The organism is Arthrobacter sp. ISL-5 (assembly GCF_018613835.1).
Lineage (GTDB): Bacteria > Actinomycetota > Actinomycetes > Actinomycetales > Micrococcaceae > Arthrobacter.
Map to the genome: position 1 here is coordinate 50,327 of NZ_JAGGPM010000017.1, position 23,916 is coordinate 74,242.

Annotated in this window: 26 protein-coding genes and 3 tRNA genes; 23 read left to right on the forward strand and 6 right to left on the reverse strand. The window is 66.0% G+C overall.

All coding sequences use genetic code 11. From position 1 onward, the window contains the following. Positions 1-22 precede the first annotated feature (22 nt). The 3 genes from J7I89_RS09080 to J7I89_RS09090 are packed head-to-tail and all read left to right on the forward strand — an operon-like array spanning position 23 to position 3,028. Positions 23-1,186, forward strand: a complete 1,164-nt coding sequence (locus J7I89_RS09080; RefSeq protein ID WP_214969267.1) for a DUF2092 domain-containing protein — start codon at positions 23-25, stop codon at positions 1,184-1,186. After that, positions 1,183-2,142, forward strand: coding sequence for an ABC transporter ATP-binding protein (locus tag J7I89_RS09085; RefSeq protein WP_214969269.1), 960 nt, complete (start codon positions 1,183-1,185; stop codon positions 2,140-2,142). Before J7I89_RS09080 ends, J7I89_RS09085 begins: the two co-directional genes overlap by 4 nt. Next, positions 2,129-3,028 carry an ABC transporter permease gene (locus J7I89_RS09090; RefSeq protein WP_214969271.1) on the forward strand — a complete coding sequence of 300 codons (900 nt, stop codon included), beginning with the start codon at positions 2,129-2,131 and terminating at the stop codon, positions 3,026-3,028. Before J7I89_RS09085 ends, J7I89_RS09090 begins: the two co-directional genes overlap by 14 nt. A 43-nt stretch (positions 3,029-3,071) precedes the next feature. Here J7I89_RS09090 and J7I89_RS09095 read toward each other — a convergent pair whose 3' ends face one another. From J7I89_RS09095 to J7I89_RS09110, 4 genes are all read right to left on the reverse strand, one after another. Continuing rightward, on the reverse strand, positions 3,072-4,547 hold the full coding sequence (locus J7I89_RS09095; RefSeq protein ID WP_214969273.1) for a C40 family peptidase: 1,476 nt from the start codon (positions 4,545-4,547) through the stop codon (positions 3,072-3,074). Between the two features lie 222 nt (positions 4,548-4,769). Next, the gene (locus J7I89_RS09100; RefSeq protein WP_214969275.1) at positions 4,770-5,690 is read right to left on the reverse strand and encodes a cation diffusion facilitator family transporter; all 921 of its coding nucleotides are present in this window, start codon (positions 5,688-5,690) and stop codon (positions 4,770-4,772) included. 10 nt (positions 5,691-5,700) lie between these two features. Continuing rightward, positions 5,701-6,129 (reverse strand): metallopeptidase family protein, encoded by a 429-nt coding sequence (locus J7I89_RS09105; RefSeq protein ID WP_214969277.1) that lies wholly within the window; start codon positions 6,127-6,129, stop codon positions 5,701-5,703. A 9-nt stretch (positions 6,130-6,138) separates the two neighbouring features. Further along, the gene (locus tag J7I89_RS09110; protein ID WP_214969279.1) at positions 6,139-7,101 is read right to left on the reverse strand and encodes a DMT family transporter; all 963 of its coding nucleotides are present in this window, start codon (positions 7,099-7,101) and stop codon (positions 6,139-6,141) included. A gap of 229 nt (positions 7,102-7,330) precedes the next feature. On the opposite strand from J7I89_RS09110, the gene J7I89_RS09115 reads away from it, so the two are divergent. The 5 genes from J7I89_RS09115 (at position 7,331) to J7I89_RS09135 (ending at position 9,440) form a co-directional block, all read left to right on the forward strand. Beyond that, positions 7,331-7,403, forward strand: a tRNA-Glu gene (locus J7I89_RS09115). A gap of 95 nt (positions 7,404-7,498) precedes the next feature. Beyond that, positions 7,499-7,572: transfer RNA gene (locus J7I89_RS09120), tRNA-Asp, on the forward strand. Positions 7,573-7,620: 48 nt separating this feature from the next. Then, positions 7,621-7,693: transfer RNA gene (locus tag J7I89_RS09125), tRNA-Phe, on the forward strand. 146 nt (positions 7,694-7,839) lie between these two features. Next, on the forward strand, positions 7,840-8,445 hold the full coding sequence (locus J7I89_RS09130; protein WP_214969281.1) for a TetR/AcrR family transcriptional regulator: 606 nt from the start codon (positions 7,840-7,842) through the stop codon (positions 8,443-8,445). Further along, entirely contained in the window at positions 8,442-9,440 is a 999-nt protein-coding gene (locus tag J7I89_RS09135) for a DMT family transporter (protein ID WP_308159852.1), read from the forward strand. Before J7I89_RS09130 ends, J7I89_RS09135 begins: the two co-directional genes overlap by 4 nt. A 16-nt stretch (positions 9,441-9,456) precedes the next feature. Here the strand turns inward: J7I89_RS09135 and J7I89_RS09140 are convergent, their stop codons facing one another. Then, positions 9,457-10,185, reverse strand: coding sequence for a TetR/AcrR family transcriptional regulator C-terminal domain-containing protein (locus J7I89_RS09140; RefSeq protein ID WP_214969283.1), 729 nt, complete (start codon positions 10,183-10,185; stop codon positions 9,457-9,459). Between the two features lie 107 nt (positions 10,186-10,292). Between J7I89_RS09140 and J7I89_RS09145 the strand changes: the two genes are divergently transcribed. The 10 genes from J7I89_RS09145 to J7I89_RS09190 all read left to right on the forward strand — a co-directional run bounded on the left by J7I89_RS09145 (position 10,293) and on the right by J7I89_RS09190 (position 16,884). Then, positions 10,293-10,973, forward strand: a complete 681-nt coding sequence (locus J7I89_RS09145) for a DUF2306 domain-containing protein (RefSeq protein ID WP_214969285.1) — start codon at positions 10,293-10,295, stop codon at positions 10,971-10,973. 89 nt (positions 10,974-11,062) lie between these two features. Further along, a complete protein-coding gene (locus tag J7I89_RS09150; protein ID WP_214969287.1) occupies positions 11,063-11,248 on the forward strand; it encodes a GH32 C-terminal domain-containing protein in 186 nt (61 codons plus the stop codon). 425 nt (positions 11,249-11,673) lie between these two features. Continuing rightward, on the forward strand, positions 11,674-13,269 hold the full coding sequence (locus tag J7I89_RS09155) for a glycoside hydrolase family 68 protein (RefSeq protein ID WP_214969289.1): 1,596 nt from the start codon (positions 11,674-11,676) through the stop codon (positions 13,267-13,269). A 289-nt stretch (positions 13,270-13,558) separates the two neighbouring features. Further along, positions 13,559-14,020 (forward strand): hypothetical protein, encoded by a 462-nt coding sequence (locus tag J7I89_RS09160; RefSeq protein WP_214969291.1) that lies wholly within the window; start codon positions 13,559-13,561, stop codon positions 14,018-14,020. Positions 14,021-14,126: 106 nt separating this feature from the next. Then, a complete protein-coding gene (locus J7I89_RS09165) occupies positions 14,127-14,585 on the forward strand; it encodes an Asp23/Gls24 family envelope stress response protein (RefSeq protein WP_214969293.1) in 459 nt (152 codons plus the stop codon). After that, complete coding sequence (locus tag J7I89_RS09170; RefSeq protein ID WP_214969295.1) at positions 14,582-14,773, forward strand: hypothetical protein; 192 nt, start codon at positions 14,582-14,584, stop codon at positions 14,771-14,773. The genes J7I89_RS09165 and J7I89_RS09170 overlap by 4 nt, the downstream gene beginning before the upstream one ends. Beyond that, positions 14,770-15,153, forward strand: coding sequence for a hypothetical protein (locus tag J7I89_RS09175; RefSeq protein ID WP_214969297.1), 384 nt, complete (start codon positions 14,770-14,772; stop codon positions 15,151-15,153). Before J7I89_RS09170 ends, J7I89_RS09175 begins: the two co-directional genes overlap by 4 nt. A gap of 83 nt (positions 15,154-15,236) precedes the next feature. Further along, the gene (locus tag J7I89_RS09180) at positions 15,237-15,800 is read left to right on the forward strand and encodes a DUF6286 domain-containing protein (protein WP_251045118.1); all 564 of its coding nucleotides are present in this window, start codon (positions 15,237-15,239) and stop codon (positions 15,798-15,800) included. Next, the gene (locus J7I89_RS09185; RefSeq protein WP_214969301.1) at positions 15,797-16,408 is read left to right on the forward strand and encodes a hypothetical protein; all 612 of its coding nucleotides are present in this window, start codon (positions 15,797-15,799) and stop codon (positions 16,406-16,408) included. Before J7I89_RS09180 ends, J7I89_RS09185 begins: the two co-directional genes overlap by 4 nt. A 161-nt stretch (positions 16,409-16,569) precedes the next feature. Continuing rightward, a complete protein-coding gene (locus J7I89_RS09190; RefSeq protein WP_214969302.1) occupies positions 16,570-16,884 on the forward strand; it encodes a hypothetical protein in 315 nt (104 codons plus the stop codon). Positions 16,885-17,089: 205 nt separating this feature from the next. Here J7I89_RS09190 and J7I89_RS09195 read toward each other — a convergent pair whose 3' ends face one another. After that, complete coding sequence (locus J7I89_RS09195) at positions 17,090-19,135, reverse strand: glycoside hydrolase family 13 protein (protein WP_251045102.1); 2,046 nt, start codon at positions 19,133-19,135, stop codon at positions 17,090-17,092. Positions 19,136-19,262: 127 nt separating this feature from the next. On the opposite strand from J7I89_RS09195, the gene J7I89_RS09200 reads away from it, so the two are divergent. From J7I89_RS09200 to J7I89_RS09220, 5 genes are all read left to right on the forward strand, one after another. Continuing rightward, positions 19,263-20,549, forward strand: coding sequence for an ABC transporter substrate-binding protein (locus J7I89_RS09200; RefSeq protein WP_214969304.1), 1,287 nt, complete (start codon positions 19,263-19,265; stop codon positions 20,547-20,549). Positions 20,550-20,557: 8 nt separating this feature from the next. After that, positions 20,558-21,595 carry a carbohydrate ABC transporter permease gene (locus J7I89_RS09205; RefSeq protein WP_214969306.1) on the forward strand — a complete coding sequence of 346 codons (1,038 nt, stop codon included), beginning with the start codon at positions 20,558-20,560 and terminating at the stop codon, positions 21,593-21,595. Continuing rightward, positions 21,592-22,482 (forward strand): carbohydrate ABC transporter permease, encoded by an 891-nt coding sequence (locus J7I89_RS09210; protein WP_214969308.1) that lies wholly within the window; start codon positions 21,592-21,594, stop codon positions 22,480-22,482. The genes J7I89_RS09205 and J7I89_RS09210 overlap by 4 nt, the downstream gene beginning before the upstream one ends. Next, entirely contained in the window at positions 22,479-22,745 is a 267-nt protein-coding gene (locus tag J7I89_RS09215; protein ID WP_214969310.1) for a hypothetical protein, read from the forward strand. The genes J7I89_RS09210 and J7I89_RS09215 overlap by 4 nt, the downstream gene beginning before the upstream one ends. 80 nt (positions 22,746-22,825) lie before the next feature. After that, a complete protein-coding gene (locus tag J7I89_RS09220) occupies positions 22,826-23,878 on the forward strand; it encodes a LacI family DNA-binding transcriptional regulator (RefSeq protein WP_214969312.1) in 1,053 nt (350 codons plus the stop codon). Positions 23,879-23,916: the final 38 nt, after the last annotated feature.

The window sequence follows — 23,916 nt, forward strand, 5'->3', positions numbered from 1 at the left end:
GCGACCACGGAGCGGAGTTGAGATGACCCCCACCTGGCTGCGGTGGATGCCCGCCGTGGCCGTACCTGCTGTAATCGCTGCCGGAGTCCTGGCAGGGTCCGTCCCCGCCAGCGCCCGGGATCCGCTGCCCGACAAGACGCCCGCGCAGGTGCTGGCAATGATCGCGCCGCACACCACCAAGGCCCTCTCCGGAACTGTGGAGCAGACGTCCGAGCTTGGACTGCCCGACGTTCCGCAGATAGGGCCGACCAGCGGCCCCGCCGCAGGTTCGATTGCGGAACTGCTGACCGGACCGCATACCGCCCGGGTCTACGTCGACGGACCCGCCAAGGTGCGCGTCCAGATCATGGACCGGATGGGCGAGCGGGACGCGGTGCGGCAGGGCAGCGAGGTTTGGCTGTACAACTCCAAGGACAACACCGCCACCCACCTGACGCTTCCGGGCAATGCGTCCGGCAAGGAGGACCGTGGCTCCCGGATGCCGGGCAGTGTGGCAACGCCCGAACAACTGGCCGCCCGGATGCTTGAAAAGGTTGATGCTTCCACGGACGTGGCCGTGCGTGAGGACGTTGAGGTGGCCGGCCGGGCAGCCTACAACCTGGTGGTCACTCCGCGTTCGCAGGCAACGCTGGTTGAATCCGTGGCTGTCGCCGTCGACGGCGAGAGCGGGTTGCCGCTGAGCGTGGAGGTTCGGGCCCGTGGACAGCAGGAACCGGCCTTCCGGACGGCATTCTCCAGCCTCAAGCTTGAGGCGCCGGATGCTTCCGTCTTCAACTTCACGCCTCCGCCCGGCGCCACGGTGAAGGAACTGGCGCTGCCGTCGTCCGGATACGCCAAGCGGGACCTGGGCAAGTACGGCAAGGGCGCCGCCGGCTCGTGGAAGGATGAACAGGGCAAGCTGGAAAAGGACCGGAGGCCGCCGGCTGCGGCCGGTAGGGCACCGTCTGTGACCGGCTTCGGCTGGGAGACGGTGGTCGGTTTCCCGGCCCGCGCCAACTCCCCGGCGGCCGGGGCGCCGTCGGTCGACATGCTGCTGAATGATCCGCTTCTCCGCCAGGCAACGGTTGCCGTGCCCGGCGGCCGGGCGATCTCCACATCGCTGCTGAACGTCCTGCTGACGGACGACGGCCGGATGTTCGTTGGCTCGGTGCCCCTGGAGCGGCTGCAGGCCGCTGCCGCGAGGTGACTTCCGCTGACCGGGGCGCCGGACTCGCCATAGAAACCACGGGGCTGAGCAAGCGCTTCGGCCATCAGCTTGCCGTGAACAGCATCGACCTGGCGGTGCCACGGGGTTCCGTCTTTGGCTTCCTGGGTCCCAACGGCTCCGGCAAGACCACCACCATCCGCTTGATGCTTGGCCTGGCCGCAGCGACAGCGGGGTCGGTGAGGGTGCTCGGTCAGGACATGCCGGGCAAGCTGGACGAGGTCCTGCCGCAGGTGGGCGCCCTCGTCGAGGGGCCGGCTTTCTATCCGTTCCTCTCCGGTGCTGCAAATCTGCACCGTTTTGATGCCGCGGACCGTCACGCCTCGCCGGGCACGCGGCGGGCGCGGGTGGCGGAAGCGCTCGAGCGGGTGGGGCTCTCCCACGCCGCGCGCAAGAAGGTGCGCGCCTATTCGATGGGCATGAAGCAGCGGCTCGGGATCGCCAATGCCCTGCTCTCCCGCCGGGAACTTCTGATCCTGGACGAACCCACGAACGGGCTGGATCCCCAGGGCACCCGGGAGGTGCGCAGCCTGGTCCGTTCCCTCGCTGCCGATGGCGCCACCGTGTTCGTCTCCAGCCATCTGCTGGCCGAAGTGGAGCAAATTTGCACGCATGCGGCCATCATGAGTGCGGGGCGCCTGGTGGCGCAGGGGCCGCTGGCCGAGCTGCGCCAGGCGGGCACCGCTCAGGTGCGCCTGATAACGCCCGACGCCGGCGCGGCCTCGGGCGTGCTGGTCCGGTTCGGCATGACCCCGGTCGTCGGGCACCCGGACGGCGCCGACGCCGTCATTACGTCCGCCCTTGATGCGGCGCCGGAAGCAATCGTGGCCGCGCTCGTGGCGGACGGTGTGCGCGTCCGGGGATTCGCCGTCGAGCGGGGCAGCCTGGAGGACCGCTTCGTGGCACTGACAGGGGAGGGCTTCGATGTCGCACAGTGACCAGGTGTCCGCACCCGGCGCCGGGACCAGGACAAACCCCGGCAGGGAGGGTTCATCGCCTCGCCAGCGGCCTTCCAGCCGATCGTTGCTCGCCTCGGAGCTCAAGCAGCTGTTCCGCCGCCGGCGGACCCAGGCCCTGCTGCTGGCGCTCGCCGCCATCCCGGTGATGATCGCCGTCGTCGTCCGCCTTTCCACGGCGGTCCCGCCGGGCCGGGGGCCGGCGTTCCTGGACCGCATCACGCAGAACGGGCTGTTCGTCGGAGTGACCGCCCTGATCGTTGCGGTACCGCTGTTCCTGCCGCTGACCATCGGCGTCGTGGCCGGTGACACCATCGCCGGGGAGGCCGGCCACGGAACCCTCCGCTACCTGCTCGTGGCTCCCGCCGGGCGCGTGCGGCTGCTCCTCGTGAAGTATGTGGGGGCGGTCGCATTCTGCGTTTCGGCCCCGCTGGCGGTGGCGCTCGCCGGGGCCGGGATCGGGGCGGCACTGTTCCCCGTGGGCCCCGTGACCCTTCTGTCCGGCGACGTTGTGGAGCCGGGCGAAGCATTGAACAGGATGTTGCTGATCGCCGCCTACCAGACCGTATCCCTGCTGGGACTGTCGGCGATCGGGCTCTTCTTGTCCACGCTGACGGACGTGCCAGTGGGAGCCATGGCGGCCACGATCGTCCTGTCCGTCGCGTCGCAGGTGATGGACCAGCTGCCCCAGCTGGAGTGGCTGCACCCGTGGCTATTCAGCCATTACTGGTTCGGCTTCGCGGACCTGCTGCGCCAACCCATTGGGTGGGATTCCTTCACCAGCAACGCCATGCTGCAGGCCGGCTACATCGCCGTGTTCGGTGCCCTGGCCTACGGCCGGTTCGTCAGCAAGGACGTGTTGTCCTAGCGGTGCCGTGCTTGCGTGCCGAGTCAGGCTGTGCCGGACCAGGCTAGTAGCGCGCCGCCACCGGATGGAGCTGCATGCCGGCCATCATGCTGAGGTCCGTCACGGTGATCCCGTCAGACGGATTCAGGGCCTGCACCACCCGGCCGCCGCCCAGGTAGATGGCCACATGGTAGAAACCGGGAGCCGATCCCCAGACCAGGAGGTCACCCGGCTGCGCCTGCGACAGGGGAACGTGCACGGGCGCCTGGGCGAATTGCTCGGCGGCCGTCCGCGGCAGGTATTTTCCTGCTGCGGCAAAGGCGTTCTGAACCAGGCCGGAGCAGTCAAAACCGTAGGCTCCGGTGCCGCCGAACTGGTAGAAATAGGGCTTCCCCACCTTGCCTAAAGCCACGGAAACGGCGGTCTGGTTGGTGCCTCCCGGTGACGGGGCGGGAGCGGGCTGGACCGGTTTCGGAGCCGGAGCCGGAACCGCGGGAGCCGGATCGACCGGAGCAGGCCGCGCCGGTGACGGCGCCGGTTCCGGCCTCGCGGGGGCCGGGTCGGGTGCCGGGTTTGCCGGCGCCGCAGGCCGGGCGGCTACCGGCGCCTGGGCTGCCGGTGCGGGAACTGCCGTCCGGCTGGGAGTCTGTCCCGCCGATGCATCCGCGGCGCCGCTCACCGTTGCAGACTGCACGGTTGCAGACTGCTCCGCTGCAGCCCCGGCTGCGGCCGTGATGGCAGCGAGCCGTGCCTGCTGCCGCTGCCGGTCCAGCCCGTCAATTCTTGCCGACTCAAGGGCGGCCGTGGTGCGCCTCAGCGAGGCGAGCTGGCCCACGAGGACGGTCCGCTGCGCCTTGGCCTCGGACACAGCCTTCAGCTGGGCAGCGTTCGCCTGCTCGGCCGCACCCTTGAGCGACTCGGCCGTCTTGGCGGCGTCCTCGGCCGCCCGCCGGGCGTCTGCAGCGGCTGCTGTAAGTGATTCTGCCGCGGAAGCGGTGGTCTCGGCTGTTTCGAAGGCACGGCTGCGGCCGGCGGTGAGGGCCTGCAGGGTTGCCGCCTGCTCCAGGACGTCGCCCTTGCCGGTGACGAAACTGCTCAGCGCGGGGTTCAGCCCGCCATTGCGGTACAGGTCCCCTGCCAGGTGGCCGATCTCCTTGCGGCTCTTTGCCTGTTCCTTGTCCGCGGCCTCGGCGCGGGCGGTTGCCACGGCAGCGGCGTCGGTCCTGATCCGGAGCTCCACGAGTGCGTCACTGTAGGCGTTGTTTGCTTCGAGGGTCCGTGCGAAGGTCAGCTCCTGTGCTGAGGCGGCATCCGCCAGGATGCGTTCGATGTCGGTGACCCGCGCCGCCGTCGCGCTTTCACTGGACTTGGCGGTGGCAATGTCGCCGGGGGAGGGGATCTCAGGGGCCGCCGGAACCACCAGCGCCGGTGCGCTGGCCGGGGGCAGCAGGGAGGCGTGCGCGGGCACCGCGAGCATTCCGAAAAGTACGACGGCGGTGCACAGCACGGCGGCCTTGCGGCCTGTTCCGGTCAAACTCATTCGCAAACCTCGCTGCGTTCGGGGCCGGGACGAACGAGTAGGGAGGCGGCACAAAAGTGCCCCTCTGCAAATCACCCAGCAGCACCGAGGCTACGTGCCCATGTGCCACTTTGGCAACACGAGTCACATCAATAACATAAACCACAAGCGTGTCATCCGATGGAATTTCCGTGGGCGTGTTCCACGTGGCGGGAGCGGCCCCGACAGCCCCTTACGGCGCGCTCAGGCGTGCTGGCGGGACTCGTGCTCGGAGTGGCTGGCCGGTTCCAGCTGGAAGGTGCAGTGTTCCGTGTCGAAGTGGGAGCCGAGGCACGTGGTGAGCTTGTCCAGGACCTGGTCCGCGCCGCGGGCGCTCAGGACGGCATCCTCCACCACCACATGGGCGGAAAACACGGGCACGCCGGAGGTGATGGTCCAGATGTGGATGTCATGGACGGCCACGACGCCGGCCACGGACAGGATGTGCTCGCGGATCATTTGGACCTCCACACCCTTGGGCGTGGCTTCGAGCAGGACGTCCACCACGTCCCGGAGCAGGTGCCAGGCGCGGGGCAGGATCATCAGGGCGATGAGCGCCGAGGCAATCGTGTCCGCTGCGTGGAAACCGGTGAATTTGATCACCAGGGCCGCAGCAATGACGGCGAAGGACCCCAGGAGGTCGCCCAGCACTTCCAGGTATGCGCCGCGCACGTTGAGGCTTTCCTTCTGCGCCCGGCGCAGGATCAGCAGGGAGGCCAGGTTGGCGACCGCGCCCAGGACGGCGGCGTAGAGCATGATGTCCGTCTGCACTTCCGGCGCGGAACCGATCCGGCGGATCGCCTCGGAGAAGATGACCACCGCAATCACCACGAGGATGAGCGCGTTGGCGAGGGCGGCCAGGACCTCGGCGCGCTGATAGCCGTAGGTGCGCAGGTCGCTGGCCGGACGGGCCGCGATCCACGCGGCCAGGAGGGCAATGAACACGCCCGCGGCGTCGGACAGCATGTGTCCGGCGTCGGCAAGCAGGGCCAGGGACCCCGATAGTGCCGCGCCAATCACCTGGATGAAGACCACGGCCAAGGTGATGGACAGGACCGCAACCAGTCGGCTGCGGTGCTTCCCGGTCGCGGTGACACCGTGCGCGTGGTTGTGGTCGTGTCCCATGCCTACAAGGCTAGTCCCAACCGAGTTCGTGAAGCCTCTGGTCGTCGATTCCGAAGTGGTGGGCAATCTCGTGGATCACAGTAATGGCCACTTCCTCCACCACCTCCTCCCGGGAGGAACAGATGTCCAGGATGGGCTGGCGGTAGATGGTGATCCGGTCCGGCAGGGATCCCGCGTCCCACCATGAATCCCGCTCGGTCAGCGGAACGCCCTCGTACAGTCCCAACAGCACTGTGTCCGGATCCTCGCCCGGCTGGGGTGTGTAGTCGTCGTCGATGAAGACGGCCACGTTGTCCATGGCCCGCGCCACCTCCGCCGGAATCCTGTTCAGCGCGTCGCTGACGGCCGCCTCGAAATCGGCTTCCGACATGTCGAAGCCTGATGGTTCGCCGTCGCCGTCCGGGACGATGGGAAGTCCGGGCGGCAGGTTTGCAGGCATACCCAAACTTTAGCGGGATCCCCGCCGCGTGAGCCCCACGCCGACCAGGCAGATTGCGCCGCCCACCAGGCCCCAGACCGTCGGGTTTTCGCTCAGCACCAGCCACGAGATCAGGACAGTGGTGCCGGGAACCAGATAGGTGGTGGCAGCCAGCTTCCCGGCGTCGATCAGGGACAGCGCGTAGGCCCAGGTGGTGAACGCGATGGCGGTGGGGAAGATGCCGAGATACACGAGGCCCAGGGTTGCCGGCAACGGCGCCGCCAGCAGTTCCGTCACCAGTTGGCCGCCAAAGGGCAGGCAGCACACCAGGCCCACCATGATCCCGAACCAGGTAGCCTGCCCGGCGGGAAACTTCCGCAGCACGGGCTTCTGGACAATGACGCTGACGGCGGCCAGTGCGGCAGCGAGGAGGCAAAGCAGCACGCCGGCCACGTCCGCCGTCGACCGCTGCCCTGAACCCAGCGCGATCACGGCAACACCCCCGAACGCCACGAGGCTTCCGATGATCAGCCAGCGCGGGAACCCCTCCTTGAGGATGAGGCCGGCCATCACCGCGATGAGAATGGGGTTCACGTTGATCAGCAACGCGCTGGTTCCGGCGTCGAGCAGGTGTTCGGCGGCGTTGAGGGCCACGTTGTACCCGCCGAACCACATGACGCCGTAGGCCAGGATGGGCCACCACTCGCGGCCCCGCGGCAGCATGCGGAGTTTGGGCAGGACCACTGCCCCCAGCACGACGGCGGCAATCGCCAGCCGCCCGAGCGTCAGGGAGCCGGGGGAGAAGCTTGGGCCGACGGCGCGGATGCCGACGAAAGCGGAGGCCCAGAGCACCACCGTGACAACGACGGCGGCGACGCCCAGTTTGTTGACGGGCTGCTTGGGCTGCCGGGTGGATTGGGCGGGTGCTGCAGCGGCGGATCCTTCGTGGGGATCGGCAGGGTGCAGGGAGCTGGTGTCGGCGGTGGTTGCCATGGTGACAATCTAGTCCTGTTCCGTGTCCCGGGGCTGGCGGAAATCGGTCACCTCTAGGCAAGAAACTGCCATTCTTGTAGTGCCCGGCGCGGAGGCTTTCGCGCCGATTTTGGAATTTCCCGGCGTAGGCCCTATAGTTTTAGAGGTCCAGTTCGGAGCAACTCGGAGGGACAAAAACGAAAGGCTTCGGCCCTTTATTTTTGCCCTGAATGAGCCGGATTGAGTTCAGGCCCCCATCGTCTAGCGGCCTAGGACACCGCCCTTTCACGGCGGCGGCACGGGTTCGAATCCCGTTGGGGGTACGCAAGGAAGTGGTCAAACCGGACCAAAAAGTCTGGTAGGCTAAAGGCCTTGAAAAATTGCAGTAGCGATACTGTGAACAGCAAGAAACAAGCAAGGCCCTGTAGCGCAGTTGGTTAGCGCGCCGCCCTGTCACGGCGGAGGTCGCGGGTTCAAGTCCCGTCAGGGTCGCTCTGATTGCCAGAAGAAATTCCGGCTGTCATGGTGACATGTCACCTAGGCTCTGTAGCTCAGTTGGTAGAGCGTTCGACTGAAAATCGAAAGGTCACCGGATCGACGCCGGTCGGAGCCACTTTTCGGCAAGCTCAACGCTGGCAGCTAAGACCCCGCAGTTCCTCGTGTTTACACGGGAGCTGCGGGGTTTTTTCGTTGCCCCGGAAGCCAAGAGTAGGTAGACTGGTCTACCTACTCTTACTTCGACGCCAGCGAGGACCACTGATGCCCGAGAATCCGGTGACACCGCAAAGCGACCCTCCCAAAAGGCGCGCCCGCGACGCACTGCTTGAAGCGGCCTCGCGGCGCTTCTATGCCGACGGCCTGGCACGAACCGGAATTGACACCATTACGGCCGAGGCGGGCGTGGCCAAAAAGAGCCTCTACAACAACTTTTCCTCCAAGGCAGACCTCGTGACGGCGTACCTGAACGCCCGCCATGAGGAGTGGATGGGGCTGTACCAGGTGCGGCTGGATGGGGCCGCCAACGGCCAGGACCGTGTCCTTGCGGTCTTCGATGCCTATGCGGACCACGCTGACCTGGCGTACGAGCGTGGCTTTCGGGGCTGTGGCCTGCTCAACGCCGCGGCCGAACTGCCTGCCGGGGACCCGGGCAGGACGGTGGTCCGGCGTCACAAGGAGGAGGTTGAGGCTTTGATATCGCAGCATGTGGCCGAACTCCTCCCGCACTCACCTGAGCGCGCCCGTTCAATTGCCCGGCACCTGGCGTTCCTGCTTGAAGGTTCGATGGCCCGTGCGGGCCTGGAAGGCGATGACCGCTGCATTCAGGAAGCCCGCCGGATCGCGGCAGCCCTGATCGGCGCCCTGTGAAGGGCGCGGGTTTCGGCGCGGGTTACAAGGGAAGCGCGTGGGGTGCGCTGTTTGTGCTGGCAGCCTCGGTGTTGTGGGGCACCACGGGAACCGCAGCCACATTTGCCCCCGACGTCAGCCCACTGGCGATCGGGGCAGTGGCCATGGGCCTGGGCGGCCTGCTCCAGGCGGCGTTCGCGGCCCGGCCCATCATCGCGTTCTCGGCATCCCTGCGCACCCGGTGGCCCACGGCGGCCTTGGGATCGTTGGCAGTCGCAACCTACCCGCTTGCCTTCTACTCTTCAATGCACCTGGCCGGCGTTGCGGTTGGCACAGTTGTCTCCATCGGTTCGGCGCCCCTTGCCTCCGCCGTCATCGAGCGGATTGTGGACAAGAGAAGGTTTACCGGCCGGTGGGTTGCCGGCGCAGTGCTCGGTCTCGCCGGTGCCGGGCTGTTGTGCTTCGCGGAAGCCGGGCAGGCTGATCCGGCGTCGGCCACGGATCCGGGATGGTCCGCGTCCGCCGGCATCGGCCTGGGGCTCATTGCCGGACTCACGTATGCGCTGTACTCCTGGGCTGCGCACCGCCTGATTAGCACAGGGGTGCCCTCAAGGGCGGTCATGGGGGCCGTCTTCGGCCTGGGCGGCCTGCTCCTCATGCCCGTGCTGGCCGTCACCGGATCCCCACTCGTCGCTTCCGGGCAGAACCTGATGGTCGGCATGTATATGGCGCTTGTCCCGATGTTTGCGGGCTATGTCGTCTTCGGCTGGGGCCTCGCCCGCGTCCGGGCGAGCATGGCCACGACCATTTCCCTCGCTGAGACGGTGGTGGCCGCCATCCTGGCCGTTCTGGTGGTGGGTGAGCGGCTGCCGGCGCTGGCGTGGGCTGGTGCCGCACTTGTCGCGGGCAGCCTCTTTGTTCTGACGCTGCCTGCCCCAACCAAACGCTACGGGCGGGCCGAAGAAACCCCGCCCGAAGACAGCAGGCCTGTCCCCGCAGCGCGGACCCGGGCCTAGCTTTAGGCGGGCCCCGCTATTCCTCTGCTGCGCCGCCAGCCGGTTTCTCCGACGTCCAGCCCTGCCCGTGGAGCCGCTCGAAGCCGTCAAGCATCAGGTCGAGGGCAAACTCGAACTCAAACTGGTCGTCGCAGCCGGCCCCGACTACGGAACCGTCGTCGTGACTGGCGGCCGTAGCGACCTTCAATATGTTCGGATACCGCTCCGCCATTTCGCTGAGCATGGCGGCCTGCGCATCCGGCGCCATATCGGCAAAGTTCCCGTTTGCGGGGTCGTCGAACAACTCCTGGGTGAACCCCCACATCCGGCTGCCGAGGGCATGCATCACATGGTGGGTGAGGTCGACGGAGAACCCTCCAGCCAGGAACATGCCCATAAACGAGTCCATGTATCCAAGAACGGCAGGCGTCGTGCTGGTGCGGGATTCGAGCACCCGCCGTGCCCAACGGTGACGCAGAAGTGCCCGCCTCGCCGAAAGGACCCTCAGCCTGACCGTACGCTTCCAGCCCGCATCCCGGACCGGGGGATCGATCTCCGCGATGATCGCATCGACCATGCCGTCGAGAAGTTCGTCCTTGTTGGCGACGTGCTTGTACAGGGCCATCGGCACCACGCCGAGTTCCTGGGCGAGCCTGCGCATGCTGAGTGACTCGATGCCCACCTCATCGGCCAGCTCGACGGCGGCGGCCAGCACGCGGTCGCGGCTCAAGGGTACGCGGCGTGTAGCTTCCACCTGCTGAGTCATCCGGACCAGCCTCCCTTAGCGGTGTCCTCTTGACAAGTGTACTGCGTACACCTACTGTCGGGATGCATGAGGTGTACGCCGTACACCCGATGAGCGGAGGGATCGACATGTCAACGGAAACCATCGGCGCCCCGGCGCCGGTCCGGCGTCAACGGGCTCAGTGGCCCGTGCCCACCGCCCTGATTTTGCTCAGCCTCATCCCGGTCTTTTTCGGGGCGGTGCGTCTCACCGAGCTGACGGGCGGCGCTTCGGTCACACCGCAGAACGCGCGCTTCTTCGACTCGCCCCTCCCCGTGCTGATCCACATTCCCGCTGCCATCGTGTACAGCCTGCTGGGGGCGTTCCAGTTCGTTCCCTCCCTCCGCCGGGGCGGTCGCGGCCGGCTCAGCTGGCACCGGATGGCGGGGCGGATTCTCGTGCCGGCCGGCCTGCTCGTGGGACTCTCGGGCCTGTGGATGGCGGTCTTCTACGACCTCCCGGAAGGCGACGGCGACATACTGCTCGTCCTTCGGCTCATCTTCGGCTTGGGCATGGTGGCGAGCATCGTCCTGGGGCTTCTCGCGATTGGGCGCCGGGATTTCGTCAGCCACAGTGCGTGGATGGCCCGCGGCTACGCGATCGGGGTCGCTGCGGGAACCCAGGCCCTCGTGTCCATCCCCTGGATTCTCCTGGTCGGCCCCGCCAGCGAGCTGACCCGTGCAGTGCTGATGGGGGCGGCATGGGTGATCAATCTCGCGGTGGCAGAGTACTTCGTCCGCCGGCGGGCACAGGGATCCGTGCGCCGGTAGAACCTGCGGGTTCCCGGGATTATCAGATTCGAATTGCCCATTGACAGGCTGCCCTGACCCTCCCCGGGTGGAAGGCTGAGGCTGCGGGTGTGCTGGTGGACCGGTCCGCGCTGGAGACCTTTGCCAACGGCAGGCCCTTGACAGCCCGTGCCTACCCGACACTGGGCGGCGGACGCGTGCGAGTCTCGGCAGACGCAAACGTCCGGCTGCACCAGCTCGACGCCTGGCGGATGGACGCGATCTTCAACACATCCCGGAATCTCTTTCCGGGGTGATCGGCTGCTCCGTAACTGCCGATTTGCGGCTCGAAAAGGGCAGTTATGGAGCGATCGATGGGTAAACAAGTGGTGAATGCCGGATATAAAGCAGATTTATTACGCGGCATTTGAATCAGCGCGGCCGATGTGGCACGCGCGCGCAAACGGAGATGTAAGCGCTTGCACTTTTTCGCGCTGGCCTTCGGGGGGCGCTGAAAACCGGGTTGAACTCGGTCGACAACGTTGTCTACCGTGGAGTGCGGGCCGGGAAGTGTTCAACATTTCCGGACCGCCTTACCGGGGCCCTACCCAAGCCCCGTTTCCCCCTCGACACAACGGCGTCCTCGATGACGCCGGCCGTGTCATCGGGGCCTCCGGAGTGCGCGGGGACAAGGGCATATGCCCGTCTTCCACGAAATGTAACTCCGCGAGAAGAGCAAAACATGCACAAGCACCCCAAGACACCCCGGATGCTGCGGTGGCGTCCCGCCGCCGCAGCTCTGGCGGCCGCTGTCGCAGCCACCACCTTCCTGGCCGTGCCGTCGGCGCAGGCAAACGAGCCGTCGGATCCGCCGTCGAACACGCAGATGCCCGCCCCCACTCCGGGCTTCCCCCTGCCGACCAAGCACACGCAGAAGGCTTACGATCCGGCGGCCGACTTCACCTCCAAGTGGACCCGTGCGGATGCCAAGCAGATCATGGCGCAGAGCGACTCCACCGTCGCGCCGGGCAAGAACTCCATGAGCCCTGACGTCACCATGCCGGAGATCCCTGAGGATTTCCCCGCCATGAACGACGACGTGTGGGTCTGGGACACCTGGTCCCTGACCGATGAGAACGCCAACCAGATCAGCTACAAGGGTTACGACGTGATCTTCTCGCTCGTCGCCGACCGCCACGCCGGCTACGGCTTCGACCAGCGTCACTGGAACGCCCGCATCGGTTACTTCTTCCGCAAGACCAACGCAGATCCGGCCAAGGACAAGTGGAACTACGGCGGACACGTGTTCGTGGACGGTTCTTCCATCGGCAACACCGAGTGGTCCGGTTCTACCCGGCTCATGAAGGGCGACCAGGTGAACGTGTTCTACACGGCCACCACGTTCTACGACGTCAAGGAGCGCAACGCCGGCGGCGGCGGAATCGCCCCCGACGCAGCCATCGCCAAGGCGCTGGGTAACATCCACGCTGACAAGAACGGCGTCACCTTCGACGGCTTCAAGCACACCAAGCTGCTCGAACCGGACGGCAAGATGTACCAGAACAAGCAGCAGAACCCCGGCTTCGCGTTCCGCGATCCCTACACGTTTGCCGACCCGGCCCACCCCGGCAAGACGTTCATGGTCTTCGAAGGCAACACCGGCGGCAAGCGCGGCGACTACCGCTGCGAGGACGCCGACCTGGGCTATGCCAAGGGCGACGCCAACGCCGAGAAGCTCGACGAGGTCAACAGCACGGGTGCCTACTACCAGACTGCAAACGTGGGCCTGGCAGTGGCCGAGAACAAGGACCTGACCAAGTGGAAGTTCCTGCCTCCGCTGCTGTCCGCTAACTGCGTCAACGACCAGACCGAGCGTCCGCAGATCTTCATCCAGAATGAGGGCGGCAAGAACAAGTACTACCTGTTCACCATCAGCCACCAGTTCACCTACGCGGCAGGCATGCGCGGCCCCGACGGCGTCTACGGTTTCGTGGGTGACGGCGTGCGCTCGGACTACCAGCCGATGAACAACAGCGGCCTGTCCCTCGGATCCCCGACGGACCTGAACCTCCCGTCCGAATCCCCGGAAGCCCCGACTCCCAACCAGAACGGCCGCCAGTTCCAGGCCTACTCGCACTACGTGCAGCCGGGCGGACTGGTCCAGTCCTTCATCGACAACGTCAACGGCGTCCGCGGCGGCTCCCTGTCGCCCACCGTGAAGATCAACTTCCGTGACGGCGTGTCCAAGGTTGACCGCAGCTACGGCCAGAACGGCCTCGGCCCGTTCGGCTACCTGCCCACCAACGTCAACGTTGGCGGCAACGGACTCTACAAGTAAGCCAGTAGTACAGCAGTAACCGCGAAGGCGCCCGGAACCCGTCCGGGCGCCTTCTGCGTTAACCGGCGCCCTTCCCGCCTCTTCGCTCCCTGAACATTGTCATCGCTCCCTATATATAGGGGAGGGCTCCCTATATATAGGGAAAGACTGCAAGGACCCCGCGCAATGTCAACTTGGAAAGCGGGCTACGGCCCGGGCTAGACTCGCACGCCGGGGGACATGGCCGGCGCCCGCGCCTGCCCAGACAGGCCGCCGCTGGCGGCGCAACCGATCCAGGAAATGTGAACTTTTGAAAAACCTTGCACGCCCGCTGACCGCCGCCGCCCTCTTCGCTGTTGCGGCACTCACCGCCTGCTCCGCCCCGACAGCCGGCAGCGCGCCGTCGTCGGCCTCCACCGGCAGCGCAACTTCAGACGGCAGCCCTTCCGCTGCTGCTACAGCCAGCCCCTCGTCCGGCCCGTTCGGAGGCTACGCCTCAGCCGCGGAGGCGTGCGCGGCCATCTCCGAGCAGGCCACCGGAGCCTCGCTGCTGCCAATGTCGGCTGCCCAGGGGAAGACTGCGGAACTTGAGCAGAAGAAGGCGGAGCTCAGTGCAACGGCGGAGCGCGTTCCGGACGCGCTGAAGGCGGACTTCGCCAAGCTGAACGAAGTCGCCGTGGCGGGGCTGAAAGACCAGACGGTCTATTCCAGCGGCCAGTTCCAGCAGGCCATGGCACCCGTGACCACGTGGCTGGCCGCCAACTGCTCGTAGAGGACCGGCAGGGGCTTCCGGAACTGCGGGCGAATCCGGTGCGCTGCGCCCCTGACGTTGTCGGACCTAAGGGATAGGGTTGTGTTCAACAGAAGGGGAGCGCCTGATGGAATACCAGAACCCACAACCGTCCGCCGGAGTCCGCGCGGAGGCGGCCGTGAGCCAGCCCGCGGCCAGCGGCCGCACCATCATCTCGGAGACGGCAGTGGCCAAGGTCGCGGGAATTGCCGCCCGCGCCGTGCCCGGAGTGTATTCCTTGGGAACGGGCTCCTCACGGGCGCTGGGCGCCATCCGCGACGCCGTGGGCAGCTCGGACCATGCCGCTGGTGTTCACGCCGAGGTCGGCGAGACCCAGGTTGCCGTCGACATCACGCTGGTGGCGGCCTATGGCACGCCGTTGCATTCCCTGGCCAACCAGGTCCGCGCGGCCGTCTATGCGGCGGTCGAAAAACTCGTTGGCCTGCAGGTCATCGAAGTGAACGTCGAAATCAACGACGTCTACATAGCGCCGCCGCCGAAACCCGCGGGGGCGCCGGCTGTGAATGAAAGGGAGGCGGTCCTGTGAGCCTGACGGTGGTTGGCATCGCAATAGGTGCGTTCATGGCGTTCATGTCATTCCAGTTCGGCTGGTGGGGTTTCCTGGTGTCTCTGTTATTCATGGGCATAGGTGCCCTCTTGGGCCGCGCCGCAGAAGGGAAACTGGACCTTCGCAGCGTCATCGACGCCCTGAGCGGCCGGCGCTCCTCATCATGAGCCAGGCAGCCGAAGCAGCCACACCGAGCCTGCTGTACAGCGGGCACAACCGGATCAGCACCCAGGCCCTCACCAGCCTGGCCAAGGCCGCCGCCGCCGAATCCCTGGGCGTCCCGGCCCATGACGTGCGCGCAGAGTGGTCGGACGACGACGGCCTGCTGGCTTTGTCCCTCGTCACGCCTATCAAAATCCCCGGCTTGACCGCCGTTCTCCGTGATCCGGAACGTGTCGCTGTGTTCGGCGGATCCATCTGGGAGAGGGCCGTCTCCGCCAAATCCGACATCCTTACCAAGGTCACCGAACTCAGCGGTGCCCGGTTGAGCAGGGTGGACATCCGCATCAGCGGGGCGCACGTCACGGAGAGGGGCCGGGTTCGTTGAGTTCCGTCATTGAACAGCAGGACGAAGCAGGCGAAGAACCAGGTGAGGGCGCGCCCGGTCCGGCGCATGCCGCCTCGTTCGACATGAAGAGGGTCCTGCACCGGGAGACGCATTCGTCCCGTGCGGCAGCGGCAGGGCTCGCCGCTGCCCTGGTGGTTCTCCTCTGCCTTTACGCCCTCCTCGAGTCCGCCGTGCGCGCCATCGGCCAGCCGCCCTGGCTTATCGATCCCCAAACGGCGGCGGAACGGATTGCGTCGCTCCCGGCCGGAATTCCGCCCCTCCTCTTGGGTGCCATCGGGGCCGTGACCGCGGCGGCGGGCCTGTTCTTCTTCCTCAGCGCCATCCTGCCGGGCCGCCGGGCCCGGCACTTGCTTGAGGACCGGCACATCGCCGTGGTGGTTGATGACGAAGTCATCGCCTCGGCCCTTGCCCGCCGCGCCCGACTGGCGGCGAACGTCACCCAGGAGCAGGTCATGGTGGTGGTGTCCCAGCGGCAGGCAATAGTGAACGTCCGCCCCACGTCCGGGGTGCCGGTCAGCGAGAACGCAATCCGTGAGGCGGTCGAGGACGAACTGCGTTCCATGGCACCGGCTCCCATGCCCCAGGTACGCATCAATCTTGCGACGTCGGGGGTGATCGGCGCTTGAACAGCACGCCAAGGATGCTCAACCGGATCCTCATCGGGATCCTGGGATTCAAGCTGCTGGCGGTGGGCGTCCTGCTTATGCTGCTGGCCACTGTTCCCGCAGTCGGGACGTGGTGGCAATCCTGGTCCCGGAGCGTGTGGGACGACGCCAACCGCATGTTTGAGGGCACGCGGTTCCCGGGACGGACGGAAAGCTGGCTTTGGATCGTCCTGGCACTGGTCCTGGTTGTCCTTATCGGTCTGATGGTGGCCTGGGTCGCCCAGCAAGGAAAGGGCCGCGCAGACCTCCTGCTGGCCGCCGAGGATCCCGGCGGTGTTCCCGGCGACATACGGATCGGAGGCGGAGTGGCCGAACAGGCGTTGAAGAACGCGCTGGCTGAACGTCCCGACATCGCGGGAGCCACAGTTGCCACATACGAGGTCCGCGGCCAGCCTGCCCTGAGGATCCGCCTGCACCCAAGGCCGGGAGTGCCGCCGCAGGTTCTCGCCGCGGAGACCTCGGCACTGGTGGCCGCACTGGAAGCCGTGGTGGGCCAGCGGACGCCGGCGCTGGTGCACATCGCCGCGGGTGCCCGCTCCCGCTTCAGCCGTGCGGAGCGCGTCCGCTGATCTAGCGTTCCTTGCCTCATGACGCGTCATGGCCGGACGGTTTTGGCCCCGGGAACATCAAGGCCCTAGGTTGAAACACGAGGGCCGGCGGCTGCTCCGCGGACGCCACTGCCCTGACCGGGGCCATCGCCCCGGCCAAGCCCGTCGACAAGGAGAACACTGTGAGCGATGAAGTAACAGGAAACCAGGCTGCCAAGGACGGACTCGAAAACGCGGTTGGCCACGCCAAGGAATTCGCCGGTGAGGCAGCCGAAAATGTGAAGGATTTCGCCGGCGAGGCGGCCGGCCACGCCAAGGAATTCGCCGGCCAGGCCACGGAAAATGTCAAAGAATTCCTCTCCGGAGATGTTGCGGACAACGCCAAGGAACTTGCCAGTGACGTGGCCGGGAACGCCAAGGAAATCGCGGGAGGCGTTACCGAGAACGTCAAGGGCCTCGGAGCTAAGATCGCCGGCCTCTTCAAGGGCGGCAACTAGCCACAACCGGGCCCGCCGCGCCCCACGGCTCTGACCGATGCGCCACGGAGCTCTGCGTTCTTTTCGGGACGCAGCGCTCCGTTAGTTAAGGCCACAGCGCGGGTTAGCTCCCGGCCGGCTATTCAGGTTTCAGTCCCCGCGCCTCAGTCAGATAGCAGCGCGGCAGGCCTGGTGCCGGTCTCCCCGGCTGGTGCGGAACGCCGGGCTATCCGGCCACGAGGTACGCGGCTGTGTTGGGCGCAATCACGGCGGTATCCGCCAAGACCCTACGCAGGGCACCGCCCGCGCCCTCCGTCGGGGCTCCTTCCGCGACGGTTCCACCAGCCAGGGCTCCGGACTCCGACGCGGTCGCGCGTGACCCGGTCGTTCCGGTGGCCGCCCCGACAATGGCCGGTTCGGCGAAGGCCGGCTCGGCGGCGCCGGCACCTGCGGCACTCGAAAGCTCCACCCGGTAACCGTCAGGCACCGGAGTCGGCGCAGTCCCCATGTTGGCGATCACCAGGACGTCACGGTTCTGGAAGGCCAGGACGCCCAGTTCGGGATCGTGCATGTCGGCCCAGCAGAACGAACCGGAACCCAGGCCGTGGCTCTTGCGCAGCGACAGCGCCGAGCGGTACAGCTCCAGTGTTGAACCCTCGACGCCGTCCTGCCGGTCCGCGGCCAGTTCCCCGAACGACTCGGGTTGCGGCAGCCATGGGGCTGCAGGCGCTAGGTGACCCGACCCGCCGTCGGACGAAACGCCGTCGGACGAAAGGCCGCCGGTGTGGGCGTCGGCGAAGCCGTAGCCGGGCTCGCCGGACTTCCACGGCAGCGGCACGCGGCACCCGTCGCGTCCGCGCTCAATGCCGTTGGTGCGGAAAAATGTCGGGTCCTGGCGGGCCCCAGCCGGCAGTGTGGTGTGCTCGGGCAGGCCCAGCTCCTCGCCCTGGTACACGTAGGCCGAACCCGGAAGCGCAAAGGACACCAAGGTGGCGGCGCGGGCGCGGGCCAGGCCCAGCCCGGCACCCGGCTGCTCGTCCTCCGCCGCAATGCCCTTCGGGAAGGTGGTGGGGTCCGCCAGGCCGAACCGGCTGGTGTGGCGCACGGTGTCGTGGTTGCTCAGGACCCATGTTGACGGTGCCTCCACCGAAGCGGCCGCCTCCAGGGAATCTTCGATGGCAACGGCCATGCGCTGGGCGTCCCAGCCGGCCAGGAGGAAATCGAAGTTGAAGGCCTGCTGCATCTCGTCCTTGCGGATGTACCGTGCAAGGCGTTCCGCTGGTTCCACCCAGGCCTCGGCCACTAGCATCCGGTCACCGTCGTACTCGGCCAGCACGCGGTTCCAGTCGCGGTAGATCTCATGCACGCCGTCCTGGTCAAAGAAGGGCGACGGCGGGTGCAGCGGTGATACTGGCTGGTGCCCGCCTTCGTTTCCGGAGTGAACGTCGCCGTCATAGGAATGGTGGGCCGTGTGCGGTTCCACCGCCTCAGTGTGGGCCCCCGGTGCATCCGGCAGGTGCCCGGCGTCGGCCGAACCCTCCACCATGGCGGCCACACCGTCCCAGTCCGGGAGCCCGGCCTCCTTGACCATGCCATGCGCCACGTCCACGCGGAAGCCGTCCACTCCGCGGTCCAGCCAGAACCGCAGCACGGAGCGCATCTCCTCCTGGACTTCCGGGTTCTCCCAGTTCAGATCGGGCTGCTTGGTGTCGAAAAGGTGCAGGTACCAGTCGCCGGAAGATCCGTCCGGATTTGTGGTCCGCGTCCACGCCGGGCCGCCGAAGATTGATTTCCAGTTGTTCGGCGCCAGGTTTCCGTCGCCGGAAGCCGCCACCTGGTCCTTCCCGGGCCTGAACATGTAGCGTTCCCGCTCGGCCGAGCCGGGCGCCGCCGCCAGAGCCTGCTGGAACCAGACGTGTTCATCAGAAGTGTGGTTCGGCACCAGGTCCACGATTACCTTGAGGCCCAAGCTGTGAGCTTTCCGCAACATGCCGTCGAAGTCAGCCAGCCGGCCAAACATGGGGTCCACCTGGCGGTAGTCGGCAACGTCATAGCCGGCATCTGCCTGGGGAGATTTGTAGAACGGGGACAACCAGATCGCGTCCACACCGAGCCGCTGAAGGTACGGCAACCGCGCCGTCACACCGAGGAGATCGCCCATTCCGTCCCCGTTGGCGTCAGCGAAAGAGCGGGGGTAGATCTGATAGACGACGGCGCTGGCCCACCACGCCGCGATGTCCGAACCGGGCGTTGCAATAGGGCGGTGGGTCATAGTTGCCTCTCCGGTAACAATTAGGTGTAAACGCTTGCATTTCTCATCGCAACGTTACTAGTGTGACTGTCACCACATCAACCGCACCATGTTTTTTTCTTGTCACTCAGCGAGGAGTCTCCAGCCAATGAAAACCCCGAAGTTCTTACTCCCGGTAGCAACTGCCGGCATTCTCGCCCTGACGCTCTCCGCCTGTGGTGGCGGCGGCGGAGGCGGCACCACGGCAGGCGGCGGCGACGCCGAAGCGGGGCTTGACGGGCGCGGGCCCATCACGTACGTGCAGGGCAAGGACAACAACAGCGTGGTCCGCCCCATGATCGCAAAATGGAACGCGGCGCACCCCAACGAGAAGGTTACCTTCAAGGAGCAGACGGACAAGGCTGACCAGCAGCACGACGACCTGGTTCAGCACTTCCAGGCCAAGGATCCCAACTACGACGTAGTGAGTGTCGACGTCGTCTGGACGGCAGAGTTCGCGGCCAAGGGCTGGCTGCAGCCACTCAAGGATAAAGTGGCGATCGATACGTCCGCCATGCTCAAGCCGACTGTTGACGCTGCAACGTACAAGGGAACGCTTTACGCAACACCTAAGGAATCTGACGGTGGCATGCTCTACTACCGCAAGGACCTTGTGCCCACCCCGCCCAAGACATGGGACGAAATGATGCAGATGTGCTCCATTGCCAAGGAGAACAAGATCGGCTGCTTCTCGGGCCAGTACAAGCAGTACGAGGGCCTCACTGTCAACGCCTCGGAAGCGATCAACTCGGCCGGCGGCTCAGTGCTGGACAAGGACGGCAAGCCCAGCTTGAACACTCCCGAGGCCAAGGCGGGCTTGGAGAACCTCGTTAAGGCCTTCTCGGACGGAAACATCCCGAAGGAAGCCATCACCTACCAGGAAGAGGAAAGCCGCCGAGCCTTCCAGACCGGCAACCTGCTCTTCCTGCGCAACTGGCCTTATGCGCACAGCCTCATGTCAAGTGAAGGTTCGTCGAAGGTGAAAGACAAGTTCGCCGTGGCCCCGCTTCCGGGCAAGGATGGCCCCGGTGCGTCGAGCCTCGGCGGCCACAGTGCGGGCATCAGTGTGTACTCGAAGTACAAGGCCACGGCGGTGGATTTCATCAAATACATCGCTTCGGAGGAAAATCAGAAGTTCTACGCCATCCAGGGATCGCTTGCACCGGTGCTGTCCAAGCTCTATGACGACGCCGCACTGGTGAAGAAGCTTCCGTACCTGCCGGTCCTGAAGACCTCCATCTCGAACGCTGTGCCCCGCCCGGTCACTCCGTTCTACCCGGCCGTAACGCAGGCCATCCAGACAAACTCCTACTCGGCACTGAAAGGCGAGAAGTCCGTGGATCAGGCATTGTCTGACATGCAGAAGTCCATCGAATCCGCCGGTGCAGGATCGTAGGCCCAGCCATGGCAACCGAATTAGGCCCGACGCCGGTCAAGGCACCGGCGTCGGGCGGTACCCCCGTACACCATGCGCCCAAGGGCGTGGGCGAGGATAACAAGATCCTCAGCCAAGGCAGGTGGGCCTCTTGGCTTCTTGCCCCCACCATCATTGCGCTTGCCGTGGTGATCGTTTATCCGATCATCAGTGCCATCGTGATGTCCTTCCAGAAGGATGCCGGCCTGGATCCTGCCACCGGCCTGTTTACCGCAGGCGGCTCTGCAGGCCTGCAGAACTATGTGAACTGGATCGCGCAGCAGTGCGCCGCCCCCGCCGGCGGCACGGTCGCCTGCCCGCCCGGCACCCTCGGCGGCCAGTTCTGGTCCGCCACCGCTACGACGTTTATCTTCACCGTCATCACCGTCACGCTTGAAACCGTGATGGGGTTTTGGATGGCCATGATCATGGCGCGGACCTTCAAGGGCCGCAGCTTGGTGCGCGCAGCGGTTCTGGTGCCGTGGGCCATCCCCACGGCGGTGACGGCGCAGCTGTGGCTGTTCATCTTCGACTTCCAGGGCATTGCCAACAAGATCTTCAACGCGTCCATCCTATGGACTGGCAGCGAGTGGCCTGCCAGGTGGGCGGTCATCATCGCCGACACCTGGAAGACCACGCCGTTCATGGCACTGCTGATCCTCGCGGGCCTGCAGATCATCCCCGCCGAGGTCTACGAGGCAGCTAAGGTCGACGGCGCCTCCGCCTGGCAACGGTTCCGGATGATCACGCTGCCGCTGGTAAAGCCAGCGCTGATGGTGGCCATCCTGTTCCGTACTTTGGATGCGCTGCGCATGTTCGACCTTCCGTACATCCTGACGGGCGGCGCGAACAACACCACCACGCTGTCCATTCTGGTGATCAATCAGGTCCGCCAGGGGTTCAACGCGGCGGCCGCGCTGTCCACCATCACCTTCTTCATCATCTTTCTTGTCGCTTTCATCTTTGTGCGTTTCCTCGGCGCGAACGTCGTGGAGCAAAGCGGCGCCAGCGCTAAGGGGAAGAAATGACCGCCGCGACAACCGAACTGCGTGCGCAGCAGGACCGAGGCCGCAAGGCGGCGCAGAACCGGGAAAAATGGGCGCAGGCCCGCACGTACATCAGTGCGTTAGTGATCCTGATTTGGTGCCTGGCGCCGGCGTACTGGATGGTCGTAGTGGCCTTCCGCGAGGTCGGCTTCACGTACGACACCTCGTTTTTCCCCACCCATGTCACCCTGGATAACTTCATCACGGCGTTCGACACGTCATTTGGCAACAGGTTCGGTCAGGCCCTGCTGAACAGCGTGTTCATCGGCGTGGTGGTCACTGCCGTCTCGCTGCTGATCGGCGTTTTTGCCGCGTATGCGCTGGCCCGGCTGAACTTCAAGTTCAAGTTCCTGGTGCTGGGCTTCATCTTGGGCGCCTCGATGTTTCCGGGCGTCGCGCTCATCACCCCGCTGTTCCAGCTGTTCACCAATATCGGCTGGATGGGCACGTACCAGGCCCTGATCATCCCGAATATCTCGTTCGTACTGCCGCTGACCGTCTACACCATGACCTCCTTCTTCCGCGAAATGCCGTGGGAACTTGAGGAATCGGCCCGGGTTGACGGGTGCACGCAGGGACAGGCGTTCAGGAAGGTGATCATGCCGCTGGCGGCGCCGGCCATCTTCACCACGGCCATCCTGGCGTTCATTTCCTCTTGGAACGAATTCCTGATTGCCAGCCAGTTGTCAAGTGATGCAACCCAGCCGGTAACGGTGGCTATCGCCAACTTCGCCGGGGCGCAGCCGCAGCAGATCCCGTACACGGCCATCATGGCGGCCGGTACCATCGTCACTATTCCGCTGGTCATCGTGGTGCTGGTGTTCCAGCGCAAGATCGTGGCCGGGCTGACGGCAGGCGCAGTCAAATGACGGACGGAGCAGCACCGCAGGGCAAGAAGCCGGCAGCCGGGATCGGGCATAAGCGGGTCCGCTCCGGCGAGGACTTCGACATCATCATCGGATTCCTCGGCTTCTGGGCAGTGGTGCTGCTCGTCGTTACGGTCTGGATGGAGCTCACCGCCCAGCCGGCACTCGGGTGGGCGCTGGGCCTGCTGGCCACGCTCTTGGCGCTGTACGGGATGATCAGGCTGCGCAGGCGCCTTCCCGCACGCACGGCTACGCGCCGCAGCTGAGCGCGGCCAGACTAAAATGGTTTGTTGCCGCTGGGAGAACATCATGGCGGAAATCTGCATAGGGGCTTTGAGGGGATACCGTGGCGCGCACAACTGACCGGGCACAGCGCGGCGGCCACTCCGGAGTAAGCATCGAGGACGTGGCCGCGGCAGCCGGAGTGTCCACGGCAACCGTGTCCCGCGCCGTGCGCGGCCTGCCCAGGGTTTCCCCGGCCACTCGGGAAAAAATTCTCGAAGTGGCCAGTGCCCTGGGGTACGTGGCGTCGTCGTCGGCGTCGGGCCTGGCCACCGGCCGCACCAAGACCATCGGTGTGCTGGCGCCCTTTGTGAGCCGCTGGTTCTTCTCGAAAGCCATCGAGGGCGCCGACCGCGAACTCCACGCGCGCCAGTACAACCTGTCCCTGTTCAACCTGGGGGGCCACGGCAGCCACCGCGAGCGGCTCTTCAGCAAGACCATGGTCTACAAGCAGATAGACGCCCTGCTGGTCCTGTGTATGGCGCTCACGCACGAGGAACTGGAACACCTGCAGAAGATCGAGATCCCGCTGGTGGTGGTGGGCGGGCATGTGGAGGAATGCGCCTACATCGGCATCGACGACTACGCTGCCGCCTCCACTGCCGTCAAGCACCTGATCGACCTCGGCCACCGCGATATTGCCCTGCTCCACGGGGACGACGAAACGGACCTTAACTTCGATGTCCCGCGCGTCCGCATCCTGGCCTTCCAGGACGTGATGACTGCGGCGGGACTAGAGGTCCGTCCGGAGTGGGACGAGTGGGGCGACTTCACCCTCCGCAGCGGCCAGGAGGCGTTCCGGCGGCTGTGGGGCCAGCCGGGATCCAAGCCGACCGCCATCTTCTGTGCCTCCGACGAAATGGCCATGGGGGTCATCTTCGAAGCGAACCGCGTGGGTGTCCGGATTCCCGAGGACCTGTCCGTGATCGGGATCGACGACCACGATTTCTCCGACGCCTTGGGCCTTACCACCGTGGGCCAGCGGCCGGACGAACAGGCCGAACTGGCCACGAAAATGCTACTGGACGAATTGGTGGGGATCGCCGGCTCCGTGCATTCCGCCGTCGCGCCCCACAAACTCATCGTCAGACGCACGACGGCGCCGCCGCGCGCATAGCGGGCCGGGGAACCGGCCGCCGGTCCGCCGGTGGGGGA

Excerpts from the sequence above, each read along its gene's own strand:
- J7I89_RS09080 (WP_214969267.1), top strand. The coding sequence starts at position 23 with ATGACCCCCACCTGGCTGCGGTGGATGCCCGCCGTGGCCGTACCTGCT.
- J7I89_RS09180 (WP_251045118.1), top strand. The coding sequence starts at position 15,237 with ATGAAGAGGGTCCTGCACCGGGAGACGCATTCGTCCCGTGCGGCAGCG.
- J7I89_RS09145 (WP_214969285.1), top strand. The coding sequence starts at position 10,293 with ATGTCAACGGAAACCATCGGCGCCCCGGCGCCGGTCCGGCGTCAACGG.
- J7I89_RS09165 (WP_214969293.1), top strand. The coding sequence starts at position 14,127 with ATGGAATACCAGAACCCACAACCGTCCGCCGGAGTCCGCGCGGAGGCG.
- J7I89_RS09105 (WP_214969277.1), bottom strand. The coding sequence starts at position 6,129 with ATGCCTGCAAACCTGCCGCCCGGACTTCCCATCGTCCCGGACGGCGAC.
- J7I89_RS09200 (WP_214969304.1), top strand. The coding sequence starts at position 19,263 with ATGAAAACCCCGAAGTTCTTACTCCCGGTAGCAACTGCCGGCATTCTC.
- J7I89_RS09155 (WP_214969289.1), top strand. The coding sequence starts at position 11,674 with ATGCACAAGCACCCCAAGACACCCCGGATGCTGCGGTGGCGTCCCGCC.
- J7I89_RS09100 (WP_214969275.1), bottom strand. The coding sequence starts at position 5,690 with ATGGGACACGACCACAACCACGCGCACGGTGTCACCGCGACCGGGAAG.
- J7I89_RS09110 (WP_214969279.1), bottom strand. The coding sequence starts at position 7,101 with ATGGCAACCACCGCCGACACCAGCTCCCTGCACCCTGCCGATCCCCAC.
- J7I89_RS09195 (WP_251045102.1), bottom strand. The coding sequence starts at position 19,135 with ATGACCCACCGCCCTATTGCAACGCCCGGTTCGGACATCGCGGCGTGG.
- J7I89_RS09175 (WP_214969297.1), top strand. The coding sequence starts at position 14,770 with ATGAGCCAGGCAGCCGAAGCAGCCACACCGAGCCTGCTGTACAGCGGG.
- J7I89_RS09205 (WP_214969306.1), top strand. The coding sequence starts at position 20,558 with ATGGCAACCGAATTAGGCCCGACGCCGGTCAAGGCACCGGCGTCGGGC.
- J7I89_RS09210 (WP_214969308.1), top strand. The coding sequence starts at position 21,592 with ATGACCGCCGCGACAACCGAACTGCGTGCGCAGCAGGACCGAGGCCGC.
- J7I89_RS09130 (WP_214969281.1), top strand. The coding sequence starts at position 7,840 with ATGCCCGAGAATCCGGTGACACCGCAAAGCGACCCTCCCAAAAGGCGC.
- J7I89_RS09090 (WP_214969271.1), top strand. The coding sequence starts at position 2,129 with ATGTCGCACAGTGACCAGGTGTCCGCACCCGGCGCCGGGACCAGGACA.
- J7I89_RS09140 (WP_214969283.1), bottom strand. The coding sequence starts at position 10,185 with ATGACTCAGCAGGTGGAAGCTACACGCCGCGTACCCTTGAGCCGCGAC.
- J7I89_RS09095 (WP_214969273.1), bottom strand. The coding sequence starts at position 4,547 with ATGAGTTTGACCGGAACAGGCCGCAAGGCCGCCGTGCTGTGCACCGCC.
- J7I89_RS09215 (WP_214969310.1), top strand. The coding sequence starts at position 22,479 with ATGACGGACGGAGCAGCACCGCAGGGCAAGAAGCCGGCAGCCGGGATC.